The sequence below is a fragment of the Phreatobacter sp. GW821-FHT04C01 genome, assembly GCF_059420385.1.
Genome location: NZ_JBWKTP010000008.1, coordinates 86,170 through 108,193 on the forward strand (window position 1 = coordinate 86,170; position 22,024 = coordinate 108,193).

Consider the following 22,024-nt stretch of genomic DNA (forward strand, 5'->3'; position numbering starts at 1 on the left):
CCACTCGCTACGCTCGCGCTCGACCTCTCCCCGCCGGGGAGAGGTGAAGGTCGGTGGTTCCTGCGCGACGCAGTGATGCCCCCCGATTGGCGAGACGTCCGAACCCACCAGGCGCCAACTCTTCCGGAAGCCTGCGCCGGGGTGTCGCCTCGGTCCGGCTTCCCTAGCGCGAGCAGGCATGCCACGCTGGTGGCTGGAACATGAAAAGGATCAGCCATGGTTTGGGGCATTCTGGGCGTCGTCGCCCTCCTCGTCGTCTATGCGATCTTCACCTATAACGGCCTCGTCGGCATGCGGCAGCGGGTCAACCAGGCCTTCGCCGATATCGACGTGCAGCTGAAGCAGCGCCACGACCTGATCCCCAACCTGGTCGAGACCGTGAAGGGTTATGCCGCCCATGAGCGCGGCACGCTGGAAGCCGTCGTCCAGGCGCGCAATGCCGCGCAGGCCGCGCAAGGACCGGCCGCGCAGGCGGCGGCCGAACAGCAATTGAGCGGCGCGGTCGGCCGCCTCCTGGCGCTCGCCGAGGCCTATCCCGACCTCAAGGCCAGCGCCAATTTCCAGCAGTTGCAGACCGACCTGACCGATGTCGAGAACAAGCTCGCCGCCGCGCGGCGCTTCTTCAACAATGCGGTGAGCGAGTTCAACGCCTCGATCCAGGCCTTCCCGGCCGTGCTGTTCGCCCAGCAAATGGGCTTCACGGCGCGCGAGTTCTTCGATGTCGGAGCGGAGGCGCGCACCACGATGGACGCGGCGCCGCCGACCGTGAAGTTCTGACGGCCGCGGGCGCACGCCCATGCCGGGCCAGGCCTTCGGGCTCTACAGCCATATCCGCAACAACAAGATCCGCTCGTGGTTCCTGATCGCCGGGCTGTTCCTGCTCGCCTATCTCATGACCTTCGGCGTGATCCTGGTGTTCCATGGCCTGAACGGCCTGCCTTACGGCGCCAACGTCAAGCTCGAGACCTTCAAGACCTTTCTCGGCGCCATGCCCTTCGTGACGCTTGGCACGCTGGTGTGGGTGTTCCTCGGCTACCGCTTCAACGTGGCGCTGGTCGGCGCCATGTCGGGCGCGACCAGCGTCACCCGGGCGGACAATCCGAAGCTCTACAAGATGCTGGAAAACCTCTGCATCTCGCGCGGCCTGACCATGCCCAAACTCGCCATCGTCGAGAGCGAGGCGCTCAACGCCTTCGCCAGCGGGGTCAATGACAAGCAGTTCACGGTGACGGTGACGTCCGGCCTGATCAATACGCTCGACGATGCCGAGATCGAGGCGGTGCTGGCCCATGAACTGACCCATATCCGCAATGGCGATGTCCGGCTGATGATCATCGCGGTGGTCATTGCCGGCGTGCTCTCGCTGATCGGCGAGATCACCTTCCGCATGTTCACCAGCGGCGGCTTCCGGTCTTCATCGTCGTCGGACGACAGCCGCAAGGTCAATTTCGCGGCGGTGGCGATCGGCGTCGGCCTCATCGTCGTGTCCTGGTTCCTGGCCGTCGTGGTGCGCCTGTCGCTGTCGCGCTCGCGCGAATATCTCGCCGACGCCGGCGCGGTGGAACTGACCAAGAACCCCGACGCGATGATCTCGGCGCTGCTCAAGATCTCCGGGCGCGCCGATATCGAGGGCGTGCCCTCCGGCCTGATGGACATGTGTTTCGAGAACGATCCCGACAGTTTCAGCGATCTGTTCTCGACCCATCCCTCGATCACGAAACGAGTCCAGGCCCTGGTCCAGATGGCCGGCGGCCGGGTGCCGCAGACCATGCCGCCGCAGGCGCCGGCCATGCGCGACCGGCAGGACCTGCCGACCATGGTGCAGGATCGCGGGCCCTGGGGCGCCAGGCCCCGGCCCTGATGTTATTGAAGGGGCCAGTCCAAATGAACTTCTTTTGGGAGGCCGCGATCGGAGTTACATTGCCGCCCGCTCTTCTAAATGTCGCGACCGGATTTGACACGACATCATCTCTATATTTCGTCATTATTTGTTCAGCTGCTTCGATATTGTGCGAATATCGAAGACGACAGATTGAACGCGATTACAACATTTTAAAAGTTCGTATAACTACAACAATAATCCGAAATTCTATTGAATTGAGCATTGCGACAGCACGTATTTGCTGCCTTCTTTTTTGGCAAAATGGGAAATTGGGTACGTTTCACCGTAATTCCGGAACATGAAAAGGTCAGCCATGGTTTGGGGCATTCTGGGCGTCATCGTCCTCCTCGTCGTCTATGTGATCTTTGTCTATAACGGCCTGGTCGGCATGCGGCAGCGGGTCAACCAGGCCTTTGCCGACATTGATGTGCAGCTGAAACAGCGCCACGACCTGATCCCCAACCTGGTCGAGACGGTGAAGGGTTACGCCGCCCACGAACGCGGCACGCTGGAAGCCGTGGTCCAGGCGCGCAATGCCGCCCAGACCGCGCAAGGGCCGGCGGCGCAGGCCGCCGCCGAGCAGCAGCTGAGCGGCGCCGTCGGCCGCTTGATGGCGCTCGCCGAGGCCTATCCCGACCTCAAGGCCAGCGCCAGTTTCCAGCAGTTGCAGACCGACCTGACCGATGTCGAGAACAAGCTCGCCGCCGCCCGGCGCTTCTTCAACAACGCGGTCAGCGAGTTCAACGCCTCGATCCAGGCCTTCCCGGCCGTGCTGTTCGCCCAGCAGATGGGCTTCACGGCGCGGGAATTCTTCGACGTCGGAACGGATGCGCGCACCACGATGGATGCTGCGCCGCCGACCGTGAAGTTCTGACGACCGAGGGTTCAGCCCATGCCGGGTCAGGCCTTCGGGCTCTACAGCCATATCCGCGGCAACAAGGTTCGCTCCGGCTTTCTGATGGCCGGGCTGTTTCTGCTCGCCTATCTCGTGACCTTCGGCCTGATCCTGGTATTCCACGGGCTGTACGGCCTGCCCTATGGCGCCAACGTCAAGTTCGAGACCTTCAAGTCGTTTCTCGCCGCCACGCCCTTCGTGACTCTCGCCACGTTCGCCTGGGTGTTCATCGGCTACCGCTTCAACGTGGCGCTGATCGGCGCCATGTCGGGAGCGCGCGGCGTGGCGCGCGAGGACGATCCGAAGCTTTATCGATTGCTGGAGAACCTCTGCATCTCACGCGGCATGACCATGCCGAAGCTCGCTATTATCGAAAGCGAGGCGCTCAATGCCTTCGCGAGCGGTGTCAATGACCAGCAATTCACGATCACCGTCACATCAGGCCTGATCAATACCCTCGACGATGCCGAGATCGAGGCCGTGCTGGCCCATGAATTGACTCACATCCGCAACGACGATGTCAGGCTGATGATCGTCGCCATCGTCATTGCCGGCGTGCTCTCGCTGATCGGCGAGATCGCGTTTCGCGTCCTTGCAAGCAGCCTCCGCGACGCCTCTTCGTCGCGCGACGACCGCAAAGGCAGCAATCTCGTGTTCGCGCTGCTCGGCGTCGCCATCATCGTCGTGGCTTGGTTTCTCGCCGTGGTGATCCGGCTGTCGCTGTCGCGCTCACGCGAATATCTCGCCGACGCGGGCGCAGTGGAATTGACCAAGAACCCGGACGCCATGATCTCGGCGCTGCTGAAGATTTCCGGCCGCGCCGATATCGAGGGCGTGCCCTCCGGCCTGATGGACATGTGTTTCGAGAACGATCCCGACAGTTTCTGCGACCTGTTCTCGACTCATCCCTCGATCACCAAGCGCGTCCAGGCCCTGGTCCAGATGGCCGGCGGCCGAGTGCCGCAGGCGATGCCGCCGCATGCGCCGGCCCTGCGCGACCGGCAGGACCTGCCGTCCATGGTGCAGGACCGCGGGCCGTGGGGCACCAGGCCGAGGCTCTGAGCCCGGCGCCGAACCGCACCTTATTTGTCGCCGGGATAGGGCTGGTGGCAGCAGGCGCAGAGCTTGTTGCCGTCGGGATCGCGGACATAGGCGCCGTAATAATGCGGGTGGTAATGGGCGCGCAGGCCGGGCGGCCCCTCGTCACGGCCGCCATGGGCGAGCGCCGCGTGATAGAAGGCATCGACCGCCGCCCGGTCGGGCGCCAGGAACCCCGGCATGACGCCATTGCCGGCACGCGCCGGGCTCTCGTCGAAAGGCCGCATGATCCAATATTGCGGCCGCATCTCACCGTGAGGCGCATAACCCGACGATTCCGGAAAATTCCAGCGTCGGATGAAGCCGAGCGCGCCCAGCACCGCGTCGTAGAAAATCCGCGAGCGTTCGATGTCGTTGGTGCCGGCCGTCACGTGGCTATACATGCCTGTCCCCCTGGGATTACCGAGGCCAAGGCGTTAGCACGGCCGCCGAGGGGGCGGCACAAAAACTGCTCGAATTGACGGCCAAGGCGACTGAGAACGACCGCGCGAAGCCCCCGCCGGATCGCGGCGGAGTGAAGCACGGCATCAAGGACGGCATAGCTTTGCGCAGAGTGTTTCGGCTTGGAGCGATCACGCTCTAGCCTCTCGCAACCACCGGCCGGTTGGCCGCACGCCAAACCTTGAGCAAAGTCAGGACGGGCACCGGCCACAGCACTACCCTGACCCAATGGAAAATCCAATATCGCGTGCGATCCTTCATTTGGCCCCCGGGAGAACTGGCCGTGTCCCCTATCAGCGTAGCCCATTCCCGGCTTCGGAACAGGTCCTTGTCGAGCGGAGGCGCCATGACCGTCACGGGTCGTCAAGGTGGAGGCCCAGGCCCCTCGGACACGCGCCTGCCCGCCTGCATGACCCAGCGGATCTCGCGCGTATTGCCGATGGCGTCGAGCGGATTGGCGCCCAGCAGCACGAGATCGGCGCGGCGTCCCGCCTCGATCAGGCCTACATCGGGTGAGCGCAGCGCCCGCGCCGCGTTTTCGCCGGTCATTTTCAGCACCTCGGCGGGCGACAGGCCGGCCGCCACCAGCAGTTCGAACTCCTGGTGCAGGCTCTCGCCCGGGATGATCCATGGATTGGTCAGGTCGGTGCCGGAGACCAGGAGTACACCGGCATCGCGCATCAGGCGCACCAGCGCCTGCAGCTTCGGATAGGCCGCATTCCAGCGGCGATAGTCGTCGCCGGTCCAGTCGCCGGTCGCGCTGATATCGGGGCACTGCGTCCAGTCCCGGTGGAGTTCCGGCACGATCCGCGCGAAGCGGTTTTCGGCATAACGCCCGCCATTCGGCGCGGCGAACTTGGTATCATAGGCAATCAGCGTCAGGTCGACCGAAATGCCGCGCGCCGCCACCGCGGCAATCATCTCGCGCACGTCCGGGGACTCCAGGTCGAGCAATTCGAGCCAGTCGATCCGGGCCCTGAAGACACCGCGAATGCCGTGGCGGCGAATGGCGGCGGCGTAATGGTCGCGGGCTGCCGCGGTCAATGTCTTGGGCGACCAGTCCACCGCGTGGGCGAGGTGATCGATACCGAGCCGTGCAGCCTCCAGCCAGGAGGTGCGCCCCATATGGCCAATGACGGGGATAGCGTGTCGGTGCGCCTCGTCGATGACGCTGGCGACAGCTTCCGGCGACAGGCGGGCATAGACCTTGAAGTAATCGGGACGGTAAGGCAGCGCGTCCCGCACGACCGCGCGCAGCCCTGCGTCGGTCAGGCTCGGGTCGTTGATCAGCTCGGCCGACGCAAAGGCGCGCGGCCCGCGGACGCGGCCCGCATTGAGGTCGTCGCGCAGCTTGAGGCCGTCAATGGTCGGTGTCGCCGGGCTGCGCACGGTGGTGACGCCGAAATCGAGCAGGACCGACATCATCCTTTCCGAAACGTCTCGGCCGAACCGGACGAAGGGGATGCTGTCGACGGCGCATCGCGGCTGCAGCAAATGGGCATGCATGTCGATGAAGCCAGGCAGAAGATAGCCGTTCGCGCCGTCGATGACCGTCACGTCGCCAAGGGTCGGGCCGGTCGGCGGCAGGATCCCGGCGATGCGTTCGCCGACGACGAGGACGCGACCCGCGACCGGCGGGCCGCCATGACCGTCAAGGATATGCACGTGATCGATCAGGATGCGTTCAGGCGCGGCCTGGCCCCGCGCCGCGCCGGCCAGGCCAATCGCTGCGATGGCCGTGACGGCAGCCGTCGCGATCGCGCGCGCGATCCCGTTACGGCCGAGCCCCCGCACGCGCGGCCAGGTCGCTGCCGGATGCACCGGCCGGCCGGCCCCATATCCGCGCGATCGGCAGTTCAGCATGGGCCACAGGCTTCATTCGCGCGGAGCATCAGGCATGCTCGCCACGCTACCCGCTCCGGCGGCGCCGGGGAAGCCAGGCACCATCACCACCGCGCGCCTCGCCTGCCTGATCTCACCTGTCGTCCCAGCGCAACCCGATCCGCTCGCGCGCGATGCGTTCCTTGAGCCAGGAGGCCGCGCGGCCCGCCTTGCGCTGCTTGTGCCAGATCAGCTCCAGCGCGACCGGCCAGTCGCTGTTGTCGAACTGCAGTTCGGGCGTCACCAGATGCGGGCGGGTGGAAGATGCGGCGAGCACATGATCGGAGACGAAGGCCCAGCCGATGCCGTGCTTGACCAGCTCCAGGATCACCCAGTGGCTCTCCACCCACCAGACCTCGGCGGCGATGCGCAAGCGCATCTTCTCCTGGCTGTCGGAACGGGTTGCCAGCATCAGCTGGCGATGGCGCTTCAACTCCTCCCAGGCGATGGGCTGGCGGGCGAGCGGGTGGTCACGCGCGCAGACCAGTTGCAGCGGCACCCAGCCGATGGTGTGAAAGCCGAGCGCCGGCGGCAACACCTCCTGGCGCCACATGATGCCGAGGTCGGCGCTGCCATTCAGCACCATGCGGCTGACGTCCTCCATCAGCGGAAACAGGAGCTCCAGCTCAACCGAGGGGAACTCCGCGGCGAAGGAGGCCATCAGCTCGCCGATCTTGCTTTCCGGGTAGAGCTCGTCGAGCGCCAGCACCAGCCTGGCCTCGACGCCCTCTTCGAGGCTTGCCGCGACGCCGATGAAGTGCTCGCGCCGCTCGAGCACGACGCGCGCTTCCGCCAGCATCCGCTCTCCGGCGGCGGTGAGCTTCGGGTAGCGGCCGACGCGATCGAACAGCTTGACGCCGAGATCGACCTCGAGATTTGCGACCTGCGTGCTGACGGCGGACTGGACCCGGCCGAGACGGCGCCCGGCGGCCGAGAACGAGCCGGCCTCGGCCGCCGCGACGAAAGCCTCCATCTGCTCCAGGGATATGCTCATCTATCTCTCATTCAGATAGGATCTAACTTGATACCGGCTCATGGCGAGATAGAAGACGCCACATCAATTGTCCCTGCAAGAGCCCTGTCGTCTTATGCGCACGTCATCGGATCGTATCCGCCACACCGTCCTGTTCGAACTCGTCAGCCTCGCCATGGTGCTGCCGGCCGGAAGCTGGGTGTTCGGCATCGGCCTGGAGCAGATGGGCGTCATCGGCATCGGCAGCTCGATCGCGGCGACCGTCTGGAACTATGTCTACAATCTCGGCTTCGATCATTCGCTGCTGCGGCTGACCGGCAGCGTCGCCAAGAGCTGGCCGGTGCGTGTCGCCCACGCCCTCCTGTTCGAGGCCGGGCTGCTCATCGTCCTGCTGCCGGCAATCGCCTGGTATCTCGGCATCGGCCTGATCGACGCCTTCATCATGGATATCGCGATCGCCGGCTTCTACGTGGTCTATGCCTTCGTCTTCAACCTGGCCTATGACCGCATCTTCCCCCTGCCGACCCAGGCCCCGACCTTGGCCGCGGCCTGACGCCGGGCCTAATGTGCCGGCCGTCGGAGGGCGGAGACTTCCGACGGCGCGACATCGGGCGGCCGGCCGCCCCATTGGGCGCGCATCCAGCTGGCGAGATCGGCCAGCGTCCGGTCGTCGAGCTTGTCGGCAAAGCCCGGCATGGGCTGCATCCGCTCCAGGCCCGGGAAGCTCTGCGCGGGAATGCCGTGCAGCGTAGTGTGAATGAAATTGCGCGCGCTGTTCAGCCGGAGCGAAGCGTTGGTCGCCATCGGCACCGCGACATGGGGAATGCCCTGCCCGGCCACGCCGTGGCAGCCCGAGCACAGGTTGAGATAGGTGGCGCGCGCCGAGGCGGCGAGTGGAGCGGGAACCGCGACCGGCGGCGGCGCGGGCGGTGGCGTCGCCACATCCGGGACGGCATCGAGATCGAAGAGATAGGCCGACATGGCCTTCAGGTCGTCGTCGCCGAGATATTGCGTCGAAAGATGCACCACCTCGAACATCGCGCCGGTCATGCCGCCTTGTGCCGACAGGCCGGACTTCATGAAACGCGCCAGCGTGACGGGGTCGAAGCCCATCGCTTGCAAGCCGGCCTTGGTGATGTCGGGCGCCTCGACCCCCTCGATGACAGCGCCGCGCAAATAGGCCGAGGCGTCCATGCCCTGGGCGAGATTGCGCGGCGTGTGGCACTCGCCGCAATGGCCGAGGGCATCGACGACATAACGGCCGCGGTTCCAAGCGGCCGACCGCGCGGGATTGCCGCCATCGACCTGGCGCGGCAGGTTGACCAGGTTCCAGAAGGTCAGTGACTGCCTGATGTTGAAGGGAAAACCCAGCGTGTTGCTGCGGTTCGGGACGGCGATCGGCTCGCGGGTCATGAGATAGGCATAGACCGCGTCGACATCGTCTGATGTCATCATGCGATAGGACGCATAGGGCATGGCGGGGTAGAGATGGACGCCGCCCTTGCCAATGCCGTCGCGCACGGCGCGGTGGAACTCCGCCCGGGTCCAGGTGCCGATCCCCCTTTGCCGGTCGGGCGAGATATTGGTCGAATAGATGGTGCCGAAGGGCAAATCGAACGGGAGGCCACCGGCCCAGGGCGCCCCGTCCTTGGCGGTGTGGCAGGCGTAGCAGTCCGCCGCCTTCGCGACATAGGCGCCGCGCACCGCCAGCCGCTTCATCTCGTCGGCCGAAAGGGGCGTCTCCAGCGTGGTCGCCACCACGCTCTTCTCGAAGGCGCCAAAGAAGATGCTGGCCGCGGCGAGACCGCCCAGCACAACGAGCACAGCCAGGACTTGCAGGATCCGGCGCAAGGTCATCGTGGCCGCCCCCTCACCCGAGAACCAGTCCGGGGGTCTTCAGCACGACCTCCCGCACCGCCTCGAAGTAGCGCACGTAGCCGGTACATCGGCAGATATGGACATCCAGCGCTTCGGTGATCGTCCGCTCGAGATCGGCCCGCGGCACCGGCCGGCGCTTCAGCCGATCGATCAGGACGGTGGCCCCGGTAACGAAACCAGGCGTGCAGTAACCACACTGGAACGAGAAATGCTCGATGAAGGCCTGCTGAACCGACGTCAGCTCGACGCTGCCGTCGCTGCGCCGGCCGGCGTGCCCCTCGATGGTGCGCACCCGCCGGCCGGCGAACCAATGCGCGCCGGTAATGCAGGTGCGAACCTCGTCGAGCGTGCCGTCGGCCTGTTCGATGATGACGGTGCAGGCGTGGCAGATGCCCTGGCCGCAGCCCATGCGCGCGCCGGTCAGGTTGAGATATTCGTGCAGGAAATCCTGCATCATCATATCTTCGGGAACCGTGACGGGGCCGACCCTCTCATTGTTGACGGTCAGCGACAGCGGCTTTTCGGTCAGGGTCATGACAGCGCCTCCCGGATCCTGGTGGCGGTGATCGGCAATTCGTAGAAGCGCTTGCCGATGGCATGTGTGATGGCGTTGGCGATGGCCGGCACGACCGCGATCATCACCACCTCGGCCATGCCCTTGGGCGGATCGGTGTCCGACAAGGGCGGCAGGACCTCGGCGGTCTGCGTCCACACCGCGACATCCTTGGAATGCGGCAGCTCATAGCGGTTCCAGTTCCAGGTGCCATCGCCCGGACCGTCCTCGTAGAGCGGCAGATATTCCATGAGGGCGTGGCCGATGCCCATGGCGATGCCGCCCTGGATCTGGCCGGAGACCAGCTCCGGCACGACCTGCCGGCCGCATTCGAGATAGGAGTGATGCGACAGCAAGGCGACCTTGCCGGTGCCGGTGTCGACCACGACCTCGGCAAGCGTCGCCATGGGCGCGTAATAGGTCACGCCGGCATTGTTGCGCTGGACCGGCGGATAATAGACCGCCGCCCGCTCGATGAAATGCCAGCCGCCCGTGGTCATCAGCGCCTTGCGGTCGGCGCCCGCGCCTTCGCCATAACGCAACGCCAGGGCATCGAGCGACAAGCGCTGCCGGCCTTCGCCGGGGATGTCGAATTCGGCTTCAGTCCATTGCCAGCGGTTGAAGCTATGGACGGTGACGCCGGTGACGAGGCCGAGACGATGGGCCTCGGCCGCCACCTGCTCGAAGCTGAGCGGCGGCAGGCCCCCGGCCTGCACCATGCCGCGGGCGAGGCGCAGGTCCTCGCGCCTCACCGCATAGGGCGCCATGGCACCGCCGCCGATGCCACGCGTCCAGAGCGACCGGGCCGCCGGCCAGACCGCATAGGACATGAGCGCGCGGGCCGCCTCGCGGGTCGCGTGGCCGAGATAATAGGCGCTGTTGGTGGCGCTCATCGGCGAGGTGAAGCGCGGCGTCCAGCGCGGGTTCTGCTTCAGCCGATCTTCGTCGGCCTGGCTCGTCGTATAGGGCTGGTCCGTCGTTTCCAGCGGCATTTGCGGCCAGCGGGTGACGCCATATTCGGTATCGTCGGGGACCCGGCCAAGAATCTCGCCGACCATGATCGCCTGGGAGGTGGTCACCCCCGGCCCCATTTCATGGGCGACGTGGCAAAGCTTCAACCGGCCGCGCGGATCGATCTCCAGCGACACGACGGCCGCCTCCGCGCCGGTGCCGTAATCCTTCTGCACATGGGCATAACCGACGCCGTATTTCTTGCCGGGGTTGGCCGCCTCGAAAGCCCGCTTCTTCTGATCCTTGCCGGCCCAGAGCGGATGGGCCCTGGCGCGCAGCAGGATCTCCTCGTTGCGCAGGGCACCGGCGGGGATGGCGCCCTGGGTGTTCTTCATGCCCGACTTAAAGACGTTACGCAGGCGCAGTTCGATCGCATCGATACCGAGCAGGCCGGCGGCCTCGTCGACCATCATCTCGGTCGCAGACATGGATTGCAGCGTGCCGTAACCGCGCGTCGAACCGGCCTCGACCGCGCGCGAGGCGAGCGCCACCGCCGACAGGTCGCTCTTCGGCAGGTAGTAGATCGACTGGGCCGCCGTCGCGCCGACGAAGGTCACCGAGAAGGAATAGTTCGGGCGACCGCCGCCGTCGGTCTGGTAACGGCCGACGAACGCCCGGAACAGCCCGGTCTTGCGGTCGACCAGCAGCGTCTTGTCCATCCAGAAGGCGTGGCGCTTCAGCCCCATCTGAAACTGCTCGAACCGGTCATTGGCCAGCCGCACCGGCCGGCCCTCGCCATAGAGGCCGGCGACGACGCAGAAAAACGGAAAGATGCAGTGGTCCTTGGTGCCGTAGCCGACGGTATAGCCGACCTTGAGATCGACCTCCTTCAGCGGAAATTTCGAGTGGTGGACGATCTCCGCCGACACCGCGGCAACCTCCTGGGGCGACTGCGTCGCCATCATCAGGTGCAGCCTGGCATTGGCGGCGTCGTACCAGACGTTGCCATTGTCAGCCTCCATGGCGGAGGCATCGATCGACTGCGAGAAATAGTTGCGCTTGACCACCAGCACGTCATTGCCGGCAGCCTCGACCTCCGCGGCGATCTCGGCGGCCGCGGCCATGCCGCGCGCCATGCCGTCGCCCTCCCCCGGCGCCGGCCAGGCCGGCTGATCGCCGGAAAACTTGGCGAAGATGACGGTGTCCTTGAGCGGCGAGAAACGATCGTCCGCTTCCGGGCTGCCCCCGTCGATCCGCACATAACGCGAGGCGCCGTAATGCGGCGGCGGGTTATGGGCCGTCTTCTCGCCATAACGGACGACCGTGTCGTCGAAATGGATCTGCCGCTTGGCCGCCGCATAGCGGGCGAAATCGCGATAGATCAGCAGCGCCACCGGCTGGCCGAGCAGCCGGGGGGTCTGGCCCTTGGGCACCAGGAAAACGTCGCCGAAGAAGTCCTGGTCGGGCACCACGATGCCGTCGGCCACGAGGGTCTCGTGCAGCACGACACGGTCCGGCTTCAGATCGTCGCCGAGCGCGCTGAGATCGATCCCCTCGAAGCTGCGGTCGGCCTTGGTGGCATGGATCATGAAGGCGTGAGCCTGCTCGCGCGGCCAGCCGTCGAGATCGCGGGCACGGTAGTCACGCGAAAAGGTCTTGGCTCCGGTCACCTTGGCAATGGCGTCGAGCCGGTATTTCGGCCGGCCGTCGGCCTTGAGCCAGTCCGGACCCGGACGTGGTGGGGTTTGGACCAGCAGCGCTTCAGCCGGCGCGGCGAGGAACGACACCTTGACCGCAACGCCGGCGACCAGCGTCGTGTTCAGGAAGCGCCGGCGCGAGATCACGGCCGTCATCGGGCAGCTCCATCTTGTCGTTCACCGCGCCCGGAATCGCGTTACGCCACGATGCTGCTATCGGGCTCGGTCCAGCGCAAGGCCGAAGCGCCCGGATACCTAAGAAACCTCACCGCCTTGAGGGGCGGAGCTTTGCGGGATGTGCCTGCTGACAGGCAATGGCCGTCGCTCGGCCGGCCCGTCCTCATGACCTGCCGGCGGCACCGGGTTGTCCCCGCCTCTCCGTCGCGACGGCGATGGCCGCGGCAAGCACCTCGGCATCGCCGATATGGTTGGCGAGCAGCAGCACGAGGCGGGCGTTGAGATCGGCGCTTTCGGTCTCGGACAGGCCGCGATGAGCCTCCACCAGCAGCCGGAACGCGGCGTCGGGGTCGGCGAAACGGGAGGCGGTGACAAGCTCGGTCATGGCTTGTTCCCTGGTCAAAAGCCTAGCGCACGACGGCGCGCGGCAAGAATCGTCGCACCGTCGAAACGGCGCCAGCGAGCGGCCAAATGGCCATCGGGCCGAAGCAGGAAGGTCGAGCCCGGGCGTGCGTCGAAACGGCTGGCGAACAGGCCGTCGATATCGATCGCGTCGTCACCGATCGCGATCAGGGTCATTCCCTCTGGGACGGCCGGTCGTGGCCCGTCCGGAGCGCAGAGCACCATGAAACCGCCGCCGACCACTTCCGACAGGAAACCACGCCGGCCGTCGGCAAAGACCAGCGGCACGTCGGGCACAGGCGCGCCGAGCTCTGCCGTACCGCCCCAGGGGTCCGCGTCGGGCGTCGACAGCGCCGTGTCATAGGTCGTGGCGGTCGACAGCCGGCCGGAATTGACCATGCGCTTGGCGAAGGCGGTGGTGCGCGCCAAGGCCAGCACCGCATCGCGCAGGCGTCGCTCGCCCGAACTCGGCGGCGCGATGAAATCGGTCGCCCGGGTTGAATTCATGATGTTTTCGTCGGCGGCCGCTCCGCGTTCGGCGTCATAGCTTCCGACGAGGCCGGGTCCGGCTTCGCCGCGGATGACGGCGCCGAGTTTCCAGGCCAGGTTCTCGGCGTCCTGCACACCGGAATTGGCGCCGCGCGCGCCGAAGGGCGAGACCTGGTGGGCGCTGTCGCCGGCGAAGATCACCCGATCATGGACGAAATGCGCGAGCCGGCGACACTGGAACGTGTAGATCGAAACCCATTCCAGGGTGAAATCACCATGGCCGAGCATGCGCTCGATGCGTGGAACGACATGATCCGGCTGACGCTCGGTTTCGATATCGGCGTCGCGGCCGAGCTGCAGATCGATCCGCCAGACGTCGTCAGGTTGCTTGTGCAGCAGCGCCGACTGGCCGGAATGGAACGGTGGCTGGAACCAGAACCAGCGTTCCGTCGGAAAGGCTGCCGTCATTTTCACATCGGCGATGAGAAAGCGATCATCGAACACCTCGCCGGCGAAATCGAGCCCCATCAAGGCCCGGGCCGGCGAGCGCGAACCGTCGCAGGCAACCACCCAGCCGGCGACGAGCCGGTAGTCACCGTCGGGCGTCGCGATGGTCAGCGTGACGCCGTCGGCGTCCTGGCGGAGCCCGACGACGCGGTTGCGCCAGCGCAGGTCGACGACATCATCAAGCTCGGCCACGCGGGCGGCGAGCGCCGCCTCGACATAATATTGCTGGATGTTGATGAAGGCCGGCATCTTGTGGCCGCCCTCGGGCAAGAGATCAAAGTCGTAGAGTTCGCCCTCGCCGAGAAAGACCCGGCCGCGCTGCCAGGTGACGCCCTTTTCGACAAGCCTTTCGCCAATGCCGAGCCGGTCGAAGATTTCCAGGGTGCGCTTGGCGAAGCAGATGGCACGGCTGCCCTCGCCGATCCGGTCGGAATCGTCGAGCAGGACCACCGCGATGCCCTGAAGCGCCAGGTCAGTCGCAAGCGTCAGACCGACCGGACCCGCGCCAATGATCACGACAGGATGGCGCGCCGGCATGGCCACGTCCTGGTCGCCGGAGCGCCGATAGGCGAATTGATAGGCGTCCGTGGCCGGCTCGCCGGCAGTCTTCTGGCTCATGAGCGCCCGCGGATGGTTACAAATGCAACGACCACCATTCCTCATGCACCATGGCGCGGCCGTCCGTCCACTGTCCAGATGGCGCGCGGCCGCCTCAGCCCTGGCCGCGCACGAGCGCCCCGGCGGTCTTCAGGAAGACGCTCAGGGCCCGTGACACCATGACGAAGGCAATAACGGCCAGAATCATTTCAAGCACATGGCCGCGCCGGATCAGAAAACGGTAGAATCCATAGGATATGAAGGGCCAGTGGTCGCGATAGGGCTGGAGCCCCCTCGCCCAGGGCTTCATCATGAAGGTCTTGGCGGCAATGCCGAGCTCGCTCGCGACATAACGCGGCCAGAACGACAGCAGCCAGAGCGTCGCGGCGACCAGCGCGACCCAGGCGAAGGCATGGGTCACGGCGTCCATGGCAGAGCCCTCTTTGGTGCGAAACGGCTCATCCGCCGCTGGGGGAGCGCGGCGCTTCGGCACGCGGCGATGGTGCCGGCGTGATGACCCGGACCGGACGGCGCTCGGTCTCGGTCGCCGTCTCGGCGTTCATCGGCGGTTCGGCGGATGACGCCGCGTTCGCATCGCTGCCGCGAATCTCGACGGGCCGCGGCTCCGATGGCGCCCTCACGGTGCCGTCGAGCCCGATTGTCGCCGGCAGCGAACCGTCACGCCCGCGGCTGCGTTCGGTGCGGGTCTGCCGCTCGGCGTCGCGGCGGGCGCGCTGTTCCGCCGCCATCTCCTCGCGCACCGTGGCGCGCTGCGCCGCCGGCAGCGACAGGAGCCGGGCCTGCTCGGCCGAGACCACCTGGTCCCCAGAACGCAGCGTCGGATCGACCCGATTGGCGAAAGTGTCGGCCCAGGAGCCATTGGGCGGCCGGCAGGTGCAGGCCGCGTCGAAGCGGGTCCGGAAGCGCAAGGCATTGGGCAGCGACGAATAGGAACGGCCGGTGGAAGAGACGGCATTCTCGATGCGGTCATCGCGCATGCGGAACAGCGCCACCTCCGTGCCCGGGCACTGCATCTGGCACATTTCCTCGTCGTCGAGATTGGCGCCCGGCCGGGTCGACGAGGTCATCGGGAAGAAGGCGCCGTCGCACAGGCGCACGCAGACCGCACGGTAGCCGACGCCCCGCGGACGCTGCTCGCCATCCTCGCCGAGCGGCCCTAGCGGTCGGTCGGACGGCGGCGCTTCCGTCATCGCCGGTTCGTCGCGCTGCGGTTCGCGTCGGCCGCCGCCGAACAAATGCTCGATGAAACCGCCGAAGCCGCCTTGGCTTGGGGCCTGATAGGCGGTCTGCGGCCGGTCGACATCGGGGGTTTGCGCGCGCCGATAGACCTGCTGCTCCTGCGCGCCGTCGGAAAAGAAACCGCCACGCGACGGCACGGCCGCCTGACGCGTACCGCCTCCACGGCAGCCATTGGCGTCATAGGCCGCCATCAGCCGGGCGCGCTGCTGCGGATTGCCGCCACCGCCGCCGGCCTGTGCCTCCAGCTGGGCGAGATTGGCCTGCATCCGGCCGATATGCTGGCCGAGCGCCGCACATTGACCGCTTTGGAAGAAGCCGCCACAGCCCGACGCCTGATATTGCCGCTGGGCCGTGGCGAGTTCGCCACGCTGACGGCCGGCGAGCGCGCCGAAACGGCGGTTGCCGCCGCCCGACGGAGCGCTGTCGAGGCGTGCGAGCTGGGCCTGGATCTGCTGGCAGACAGCCGGCGCCTGTGCCCGCGCCGGCGCGGCCCAACAGATCAGCGCTGCGACGCCGAGCGTCGCGAGCCAACGGCCCGCCGACCTTCTCAATCCCGCCTCGCCCGACACTTTCGGCACCCTAAGCATGCTCGCCCGATGAAATCTAAGCCCGCAGGCGGTCTACCCGCTTCATCAAGCCCTGTCATGGTCAACAGAGGGTAAAAACTAAGGCAATTTCATGTGATGCGGAAGGACAACATTTCGAATTGACTGTTGCTTCGCGTCGCAACGCAGCATTGCCTTGACTTCGGGGAAACCTGGCTGGAGCATCCGGGCAGATCCCGATATCGAGGCCATCATGACGACATTGCCGACCAAAAAGCTCACCGGTTCCTTCGTGGCCCTGGTCACGCCCTTCGACAAGGCCGGCAAGGTCGATTTCGGGGCGTTTCGGGAGCTTCTGGGCTTTCACGAACGCAATGGCACCGGCGCCATCCTGATCATGGGCTCGACCGGCGAGACCTCGCTGCTGTCGCCGGAAGAAAAGAAAGCGATCATCGTCGAGACGGCGAAGATGAAGACGGCGGCCATGCCGCTGTTCTACGGCTGCACCGGCAACAATACCGACACCACCATCGCCAATGTTAATTTCGCCCGCGACAATGGCGCGGACGGCGCGATCCTGGCCGCGCCCGCCTATATCTGCGCCGCGGAAGGCGATATCGAAGGCTTCTTCCTCGAGGTTGCCGACGCGACCACCTTGCCGCTCGGGATCTACAACAATCCGCCGCGGGTGAAGACCGACCTGCACTGGGACAACCTGATCCGTATCTTCAAGCACCCGAACTATGTGGTTCACAAGGAATCGACCACCCGCGTCGGTCAGGTGGCGCAGGTGCTGGCGGCCCGCACCGACGTTTCCGTCATGTGCTGCGACAGCCCGAATCTCGGCCTCGTCGTGCCGACCATGAGCCTCGGCGGCCACGGCACGGCCAACATGACCGGCAATCTGGCGCCGGCCGAGCTTGCCACTATTTCCAAGCCCTGGACCAGCTATGCCGAGGCGGAGGGCTTCAAGAACGCCTATCTCGGCCTGCTGCCCTTGCTCCACTACACCTATTCAGCGATCAATCCGGTGGCGGTGAAGTCGTTGATGAAGGCGGTCGGCCTGCCGGTCGGCGATCTCCGGCGGCCGCTGACCAACCTGGAAGGCGAAGCGCTCGCCAAGGGCGTCCGCATCATCCAGGAGCTCGGGCTCGACAAGCGCTACGGCTACAAGCTGCAGCCGCTCTCGGCGATCGCGGCCTGAGGACTGTTGGACCGATGGATCGTCGTGATTTCCTGAAGATCGCCGGCGCAGGTGCGCTCACCCTGCCCGGTCCCGCACTGGCCCAGGCCTATCCGTCGCGCGGCGTTACCATGGTGGTGCCGCATGCCGCGGGCGGGCCGGTCGACGTGGTCGCCCGGCTGCTCGCCCAAGGCCTGGACAGCGAACTGAAGCAGAGCTTCGTGGTGGAGAACCGCGCCGGCGCGTCGGGCGTGGTCGGAGCCAATTACGTCACCAAGCAACCGGCCGACGGCTATGCGCTTTATTTCAACGCATCGATCCACATCGTGAACCCCTTGACCCGCAAGGAGCCGGCCGGCTTCGACGCGATCAAGGACTTTACGCCGATCTACAAGGTGGCGCGCGGCCCGGTGGTGTTCTCGGTGCCGCCGTCGCTCGGCGTCGACACGCTCGCCCAGTTCATCGCCAAGGCCAAGGCCGATCCCGCCAAGATGAACTTCGCCATCTCCGGCTTCGGAGCCGCCGGGCACATGATGACCGAGCTGTTCCGCCTGCGCTCGGGCGTGCAATTGCCCTTCGTGCTCTATCGCGGCGGCGGACCGGCGGTGAACGACCTGATCGCCGGTCATGTCTCGGCCTTCATCGATCCAATCCTGTCGGCGCTGCCGCAGATCCGCGGCGGCCGTGTCAAGGCGCTGGCGATCGGCGCCAAGACGCGCTCGCCGCACCTGCCGGACGTGCCGACCTTCGCCGAACTCGGCTATCCCGGCCTGGATCTCGAGACCTGGTACGGTGTCTGGGGACCGGCCGGCCTGCCGGCGCCGGTCGTGACGACGCTCGAAGGCGGCATCGCCAAGGTGGTGGCGAGCGAGGCCTTCAGGTCGCGGCTCGGCGAACTCGGCTTCGAACCGGAAAACCTGGGATCGCAGGCCTTCGCCTCGTTCATCACCGCCGAATATGCGCGTTATGTCGCGCTGGTCGCGGAGGCCAAGATCGAACCGCAATAGGACAGATACATTCGGTTCAAATTACGTGAGATGAAACACTTGTTTCGCGATGAGTGGTGCTGCTAGGCTGCGCCGCCATGGACGAGGCGCAACTCACCGCCGATTTGATCGAAAGTTTTGACGACCTGCCGCCGCAGTTGCAGTCGGCGGCGCGCTGGGTGCTGGATCACCCGGCCGATGTGGCCTTGCTGACCACCCGTGAACAGGCCAAACGAGCCGGACTGACGCCGGCGACGCTCACCAGGCTCGCCCAGCGCCTCGGGCTTTCGGGCTATGATGCCCTCAGGCAGGCCTTCGCGGCATCGATCCGCCAACGCCCCGACAGCTTTCATGGGCGCGCCGCCGAACTGATCTCGCGTCATGACGACACCGGCGACGCCGCGCTCGTGGCCGACATGTTCGGCGCGCTCGAGGCTCATCTGGCGGCACTGGCGAGCCCGGATTCGGCGGCACGTCTCATCGCCGCCGCCGACCTGATCGCCGGTGCCGAGCGGGTGTTCTGCTTCGGCCTGAGATCGGCTTTCCCGGCCGCCTTCATGTTCGATTACATCCGGGCGCTGGTGGGTTCGGTCTCGGTGCTCGCGGACGGCGCCGGGGGACGTGGTATCGATGCACTCCGCGGCATCGGGCCGGGCGACATTCTGTTCGCCGTGACGGTGAAACCCTATACCCGGCTGACGCTGCAGGCCGCCGAATTCGCCAAGGCCTGCGGCGCCGTCATCGTCGCCCTCACCGACAGCATGCTGTCGCCGCTGGCCAAGCTCGCCGAGGCCGTGGTGTTGGTGCGCACCGAGACGCCGAGCTTCTTCCACACCATGACGCCGGCCTTTGCGGCGGTCGAATGCCTGGCGGCCCTGGTCGCGACGCGCCAGGGTGGCGGGGCGCTTCGGGCGCTGGCCGACAGCGAGAACCAGCTCGCCGCCTTCGACACCTATCTCAACCCCCGTCAGCAGAGGCCAAGCCGCCGATGACCAAGGTTTTGCATCGCACGATCGCGCAGGATTATCCGGTGGCCGCCAGCGGCCGCGGCGTGACCATCACCGACGCGCAGGGGCGCGACTATGTCGACGCCTCCGGCGGCGCCGCGGTGTCCTGCCTTGGCCATTCGCACCCCGACGTACTGGCCGCCATGCATGCCCAGCTCGACCGGCTCGCCTATGCCCATACCAGCTTCTTCACCACCGAGGTGGCCGAGGAACTGGGTGCGACGCTGGTGACGGACGCGCCGCCCGGCATCAGCCATGTCTATTTCGTCTCCGGTGGCTCGGAGGCGATCGAGGCGGCGATGAAGATGGCGCGGCAATATTTCGTCGAGCGCGGCGAGCCTAAGCGCACCCGTTTCATCGCGCGCAAACAGAGCTATCACGGCAATACGCTGGGGGCGCTCGCCATCGGCGGCAATGAGTGGCGGCGCCAGCAGTTCAAGCCGTTGCTGATCGAGACCTACCATGTCTCCGCCTGTTTCGATTATCATGGCCGGCGCGCCGACGAGGACCCCGAGGCCTATGGCCAGAGGTTGGCCGGCGAACTCGAGACGGAGATCGGCCGGCTCGGCCCGGACACCGTCATTGCCTTCGTCGCCGAGACGGTGGGCGGCGCAACCTCCGGCGCGATCACGCCGGTACCGGGCTATTTCAAGCAAGTCCGCGAGATCTGCGACCGCCACGGCATCCTGCTGATCCTGGACGAGGTCATGTGTGGCATGGGCCGCACCGGCACCTTACACGCCTGCGAGCAAGAGGGCATAGCGCCCGACCTGATGACCATCGCCAAGGGGCTGGGCGGCGGTTATGCGCCGATCGGCGCGGTGCTGGTCGCCGGCCATGTCTATGAGACCTTCGCCAAAGGATCCGGCCTGTTCCAGCATGGCCATACCTATCTCGGCCATCCCCTCGCGGCCGCCGCCGCCCTTGCCGTGCAGAAGGTGATCAGGCGCGACAATCTCCTGGACAATGTGAAGGCGCAGGGAGAGCACCTCGCCCGCCGGCTCGGCGAACGTTTCGGCAACCACCACCATGTCGGCGACATCAGGGGCCGCGGCCTGTTTCAGGCGATCGAACTGGTGGCCGATCGCGGCGTCAAGGAGCCGTTCGACCCGCAACTGAAACTCAACGCCCGGATCAAGCGCGAGGCCATGGCGCGTGGCCTGCTGGTCTATCCCATGGGCGGCACCATTGATGGCGCGCGCGGCGATCACGTGCTGATCGCGCCCCCCTTCATCGTCGACAACAACACTGTCGACGTGATCGTCGAGCGGCTCGCAGAAGCCGTCGACGCGGCCCTGACCGGCCTCGGCTGATAAACTTCCAGAGGAGAACACCGATGATATCGATCAAGAACACATGCCGCATCGCGGCGCTGACGCTCGGGCTCGGGGGCCTGCTTTCCGGCGCTGTCCAGGCGCAGACCGTCAACGTTCTGGAACGGGCGAAGCAGCGGGGCTATCTGACCTGCGGCATCCATACCGGCCTGCCCGGCTTCGGTTACCAGGATGACCAGCAGCAATGGCGCGGCCTGGATGTCGATCTCTGCCGGGCCGTGGCCGCGGCGATCTTCGACGACCCGACCAAGATCCGTTTCGTGCAGACCACGACCCAGACCCGCTTCATCGTGGTGCAGACCGGCGATGTCGACATGCTGTCGCGCAACGCCACCTATACGATGGCGCGCGACACGGCGATGGGCATGGCCTGGCCGGTGATCAACTTCTTCGACGGCCAGGGTTTCATGGTGCGCCGGTCGCTGAACGTCACCAGCGTCAAGGGCCTGTCGGGCGCGACCATCTGCGTCACCCAGGGCACCACGACCGAGCTCAATCTCGCCGACTATTTCCGCGCCAACAATCTTCGCTACGAGGTGGTCAGCTTCAAGACCAATGAGGAAGGCGTGAAGGCCTTCGAGGCCGGCCGTTGCGACAGCTTCACGACCGATTCGTCCGGCCTTGCCGCCGAACGGCTGAAGTTCACCAATCCGAACGACTTCATCATCCTGCCCGAGCTGATTTCACGCGAGCCGCTCGGGCCGGCGGTGCGCCGCGGCGACGAAAATTTCGTCGCCATCGTCCGCTGGGCGCATTACGCCATGCTCAATGCCGAAGATCTCGGCGTGACGCAGGCCAATGCCGCCGACCTCGCGAAATCCACCCAGAACCCGGAAATCCGCCGCCTGCTCGGCCTCGACGGCAAATATGGCGAAGCGCTTGGCCTCAGCAACGACTGGGCCCTGCGGATCATCCGCCATGTCGGCAATTACGGCGAGGCCTTCGAGCGCAATGTCGGCGCGGGCTCCCGTCTCGGCCTGCCGCGCGGCCTGAACGCGCTCTGGTCCAAGGGCGGCCAGCAATATCCCTACCCCGTCCGGTGACGACACCATGGCGGCGATGCGGATAAGTCGCTTCCGCCGCCTCTCCATTCTTGACACCCCGGCCCGGGAGCCGCTAGGAACGCGGCTCCCCACGGTGGGGCGCGTAGCTCAGCGGGAGAGCACTCCCTTCACACGGGAGGGGTCACAGGTTCAATCCCTGTCGCGCCCACCATCTTTCTCAACAACGCATTTGCTGAACGGATGCCTCGGCGCTGGACCTTGGCTACACCCATGTGTGGTGTCTC

Annotated in this window: 20 protein-coding genes and 1 tRNA gene; 11 read left to right on the forward strand and 10 right to left on the reverse strand. The window is 66.1% G+C overall.

All coding sequences use genetic code 11. The annotated features are described in order from the left end of the window. The first annotated feature begins 216 nt into the window (after nucleotides 1-216). The 4 genes from AC07WJ_RS26190 (at nucleotide 217) to AC07WJ_RS26205 (ending at nucleotide 3,839) form a co-directional block, all read left to right on the forward strand. Nucleotides 217-777, forward strand: a complete 561-nt coding sequence (locus AC07WJ_RS26190) for a LemA family protein (protein ID WP_494937623.1) — start codon at nucleotides 217-219, stop codon at nucleotides 775-777. 19 nt (nucleotides 778-796) lie between these two features. Continuing rightward, complete coding sequence (locus AC07WJ_RS26195) at nucleotides 797-1,861, forward strand: M48 family metallopeptidase (protein ID WP_494937624.1); 1,065 nt, start codon at nucleotides 797-799, stop codon at nucleotides 1,859-1,861. A 334-nt stretch (nucleotides 1,862-2,195) separates the two neighbouring features. Next, nucleotides 2,196-2,756: a LemA family protein gene (locus AC07WJ_RS26200; protein WP_494937625.1), complete on the forward strand. Its 561-nt coding sequence runs from the start codon at nucleotides 2,196-2,198 to the stop codon at nucleotides 2,754-2,756. An 18-nt stretch (nucleotides 2,757-2,774) separates the two neighbouring features. After that, nucleotides 2,775-3,839 carry a M48 family metallopeptidase gene (locus tag AC07WJ_RS26205; protein WP_494937626.1) on the forward strand — a complete coding sequence of 355 codons (1,065 nt, stop codon included), beginning with the start codon at nucleotides 2,775-2,777 and terminating at the stop codon, nucleotides 3,837-3,839. 20 nt (nucleotides 3,840-3,859) lie between these two features. Here AC07WJ_RS26205 and AC07WJ_RS26210 read toward each other — a convergent pair whose 3' ends face one another. The 3 genes from AC07WJ_RS26210 to AC07WJ_RS26220 form a co-directional block, all read right to left on the reverse strand. Continuing rightward, nucleotides 3,860-4,258 carry a VOC family protein gene (locus tag AC07WJ_RS26210; RefSeq protein ID WP_494937627.1) on the reverse strand — a complete coding sequence of 133 codons (399 nt, stop codon included), beginning with the start codon at nucleotides 4,256-4,258 and terminating at the stop codon, nucleotides 3,860-3,862. Between the two features lie 421 nt (nucleotides 4,259-4,679). Continuing rightward, entirely contained in the window at nucleotides 4,680-6,179 is a 1,500-nt protein-coding gene (locus AC07WJ_RS26215; RefSeq protein ID WP_494937628.1) for an amidohydrolase family protein, read from the reverse strand. 112 nt (nucleotides 6,180-6,291) lie between these two features. Further along, a complete protein-coding gene (locus tag AC07WJ_RS26220; protein WP_494937629.1) occupies nucleotides 6,292-7,191 on the reverse strand; it encodes a LysR family transcriptional regulator in 900 nt (299 codons plus the stop codon). Between the two features lie 94 nt (nucleotides 7,192-7,285). Here AC07WJ_RS26220 and AC07WJ_RS26225 point away from each other — a divergent pair, with 94 nt between their 5' ends. Beyond that, nucleotides 7,286-7,723, forward strand: coding sequence for a PACE efflux transporter (locus tag AC07WJ_RS26225; protein ID WP_494937630.1), 438 nt, complete (start codon nucleotides 7,286-7,288; stop codon nucleotides 7,721-7,723). Nucleotides 7,724-7,731: 8 nt separating this feature from the next. On the opposite strand, the gene AC07WJ_RS26230 is transcribed toward AC07WJ_RS26225, so the two are convergent. The 7 genes from AC07WJ_RS26230 to AC07WJ_RS26260 all read right to left on the reverse strand — a co-directional run bounded on the left by AC07WJ_RS26230 (nucleotide 7,732) and on the right by AC07WJ_RS26260 (nucleotide 16,232). Next, nucleotides 7,732-9,027, reverse strand: a complete 1,296-nt coding sequence (locus tag AC07WJ_RS26230) for a c-type cytochrome (protein ID WP_494937631.1) — start codon at nucleotides 9,025-9,027, stop codon at nucleotides 7,732-7,734. A gap of 13 nt (nucleotides 9,028-9,040) precedes the next feature. Further along, nucleotides 9,041-9,583, reverse strand: a complete 543-nt coding sequence (locus tag AC07WJ_RS26235) for a (2Fe-2S)-binding protein (protein WP_494937632.1) — start codon at nucleotides 9,581-9,583, stop codon at nucleotides 9,041-9,043. Further along, the gene (locus tag AC07WJ_RS26240; RefSeq protein WP_494937633.1) at nucleotides 9,580-12,405 is read right to left on the reverse strand and encodes a xanthine dehydrogenase family protein molybdopterin-binding subunit; all 2,826 of its coding nucleotides are present in this window, start codon (nucleotides 12,403-12,405) and stop codon (nucleotides 9,580-9,582) included. The genes AC07WJ_RS26235 and AC07WJ_RS26240 overlap by 4 nt, the downstream gene beginning before the upstream one ends. 184 nt (nucleotides 12,406-12,589) lie before the next feature. Then, nucleotides 12,590-12,811 carry a DUF2783 domain-containing protein gene (locus AC07WJ_RS26245; RefSeq protein WP_494937634.1) on the reverse strand — a complete coding sequence of 74 codons (222 nt, stop codon included), beginning with the start codon at nucleotides 12,809-12,811 and terminating at the stop codon, nucleotides 12,590-12,592. A gap of 14 nt (nucleotides 12,812-12,825) precedes the next feature. Next, nucleotides 12,826-14,442, reverse strand: coding sequence for an FAD-dependent oxidoreductase (locus tag AC07WJ_RS26250; protein ID WP_494937892.1), 1,617 nt, complete (start codon nucleotides 14,440-14,442; stop codon nucleotides 12,826-12,828). A gap of 94 nt (nucleotides 14,443-14,536) precedes the next feature. Next, nucleotides 14,537-14,851 carry a hypothetical protein gene (locus tag AC07WJ_RS26255; RefSeq protein WP_494937635.1) on the reverse strand — a complete coding sequence of 105 codons (315 nt, stop codon included), beginning with the start codon at nucleotides 14,849-14,851 and terminating at the stop codon, nucleotides 14,537-14,539. A gap of 28 nt (nucleotides 14,852-14,879) precedes the next feature. After that, nucleotides 14,880-16,232 carry a DUF2865 domain-containing protein gene (locus AC07WJ_RS26260; RefSeq protein ID WP_494937636.1) on the reverse strand — a complete coding sequence of 451 codons (1,353 nt, stop codon included), beginning with the start codon at nucleotides 16,230-16,232 and terminating at the stop codon, nucleotides 14,880-14,882. A gap of 247 nt (nucleotides 16,233-16,479) precedes the next feature. Here AC07WJ_RS26260 and AC07WJ_RS26265 point away from each other — a divergent pair, with 247 nt between their 5' ends. The 6 genes from AC07WJ_RS26265 to AC07WJ_RS26290 all read left to right on the forward strand — a co-directional run bounded on the left by AC07WJ_RS26265 (nucleotide 16,480) and on the right by AC07WJ_RS26290 (nucleotide 21,951). Then, on the forward strand, nucleotides 16,480-17,430 hold the full coding sequence (locus AC07WJ_RS26265) for a dihydrodipicolinate synthase family protein (protein WP_494937637.1): 951 nt from the start codon (nucleotides 16,480-16,482) through the stop codon (nucleotides 17,428-17,430). A 14-nt stretch (nucleotides 17,431-17,444) separates the two neighbouring features. Next, nucleotides 17,445-18,416 carry a Bug family tripartite tricarboxylate transporter substrate binding protein gene (locus AC07WJ_RS26270; RefSeq protein WP_494937638.1) on the forward strand — a complete coding sequence of 324 codons (972 nt, stop codon included), beginning with the start codon at nucleotides 17,445-17,447 and terminating at the stop codon, nucleotides 18,414-18,416. 77 nt (nucleotides 18,417-18,493) lie between these two features. Then, nucleotides 18,494-19,387: a MurR/RpiR family transcriptional regulator gene (locus AC07WJ_RS26275; protein ID WP_494937639.1), complete on the forward strand. Its 894-nt coding sequence runs from the start codon at nucleotides 18,494-18,496 to the stop codon at nucleotides 19,385-19,387. Continuing rightward, a complete protein-coding gene (locus AC07WJ_RS26280; RefSeq protein WP_494937640.1) occupies nucleotides 19,384-20,715 on the forward strand; it encodes an aspartate aminotransferase family protein in 1,332 nt (443 codons plus the stop codon). The genes AC07WJ_RS26275 and AC07WJ_RS26280 overlap by 4 nt, the downstream gene beginning before the upstream one ends. Nucleotides 20,716-20,738: 23 nt before the next feature. Next, a complete protein-coding gene (locus AC07WJ_RS26285) occupies nucleotides 20,739-21,779 on the forward strand; it encodes an amino acid ABC transporter substrate-binding protein (protein ID WP_494937641.1) in 1,041 nt (346 codons plus the stop codon). 97 nt (nucleotides 21,780-21,876) lie between these two features. Then, nucleotides 21,877-21,951 (forward strand) — tRNA-Val (locus tag AC07WJ_RS26290). Nucleotides 21,952-22,024 lie beyond the last annotated feature (73 nt).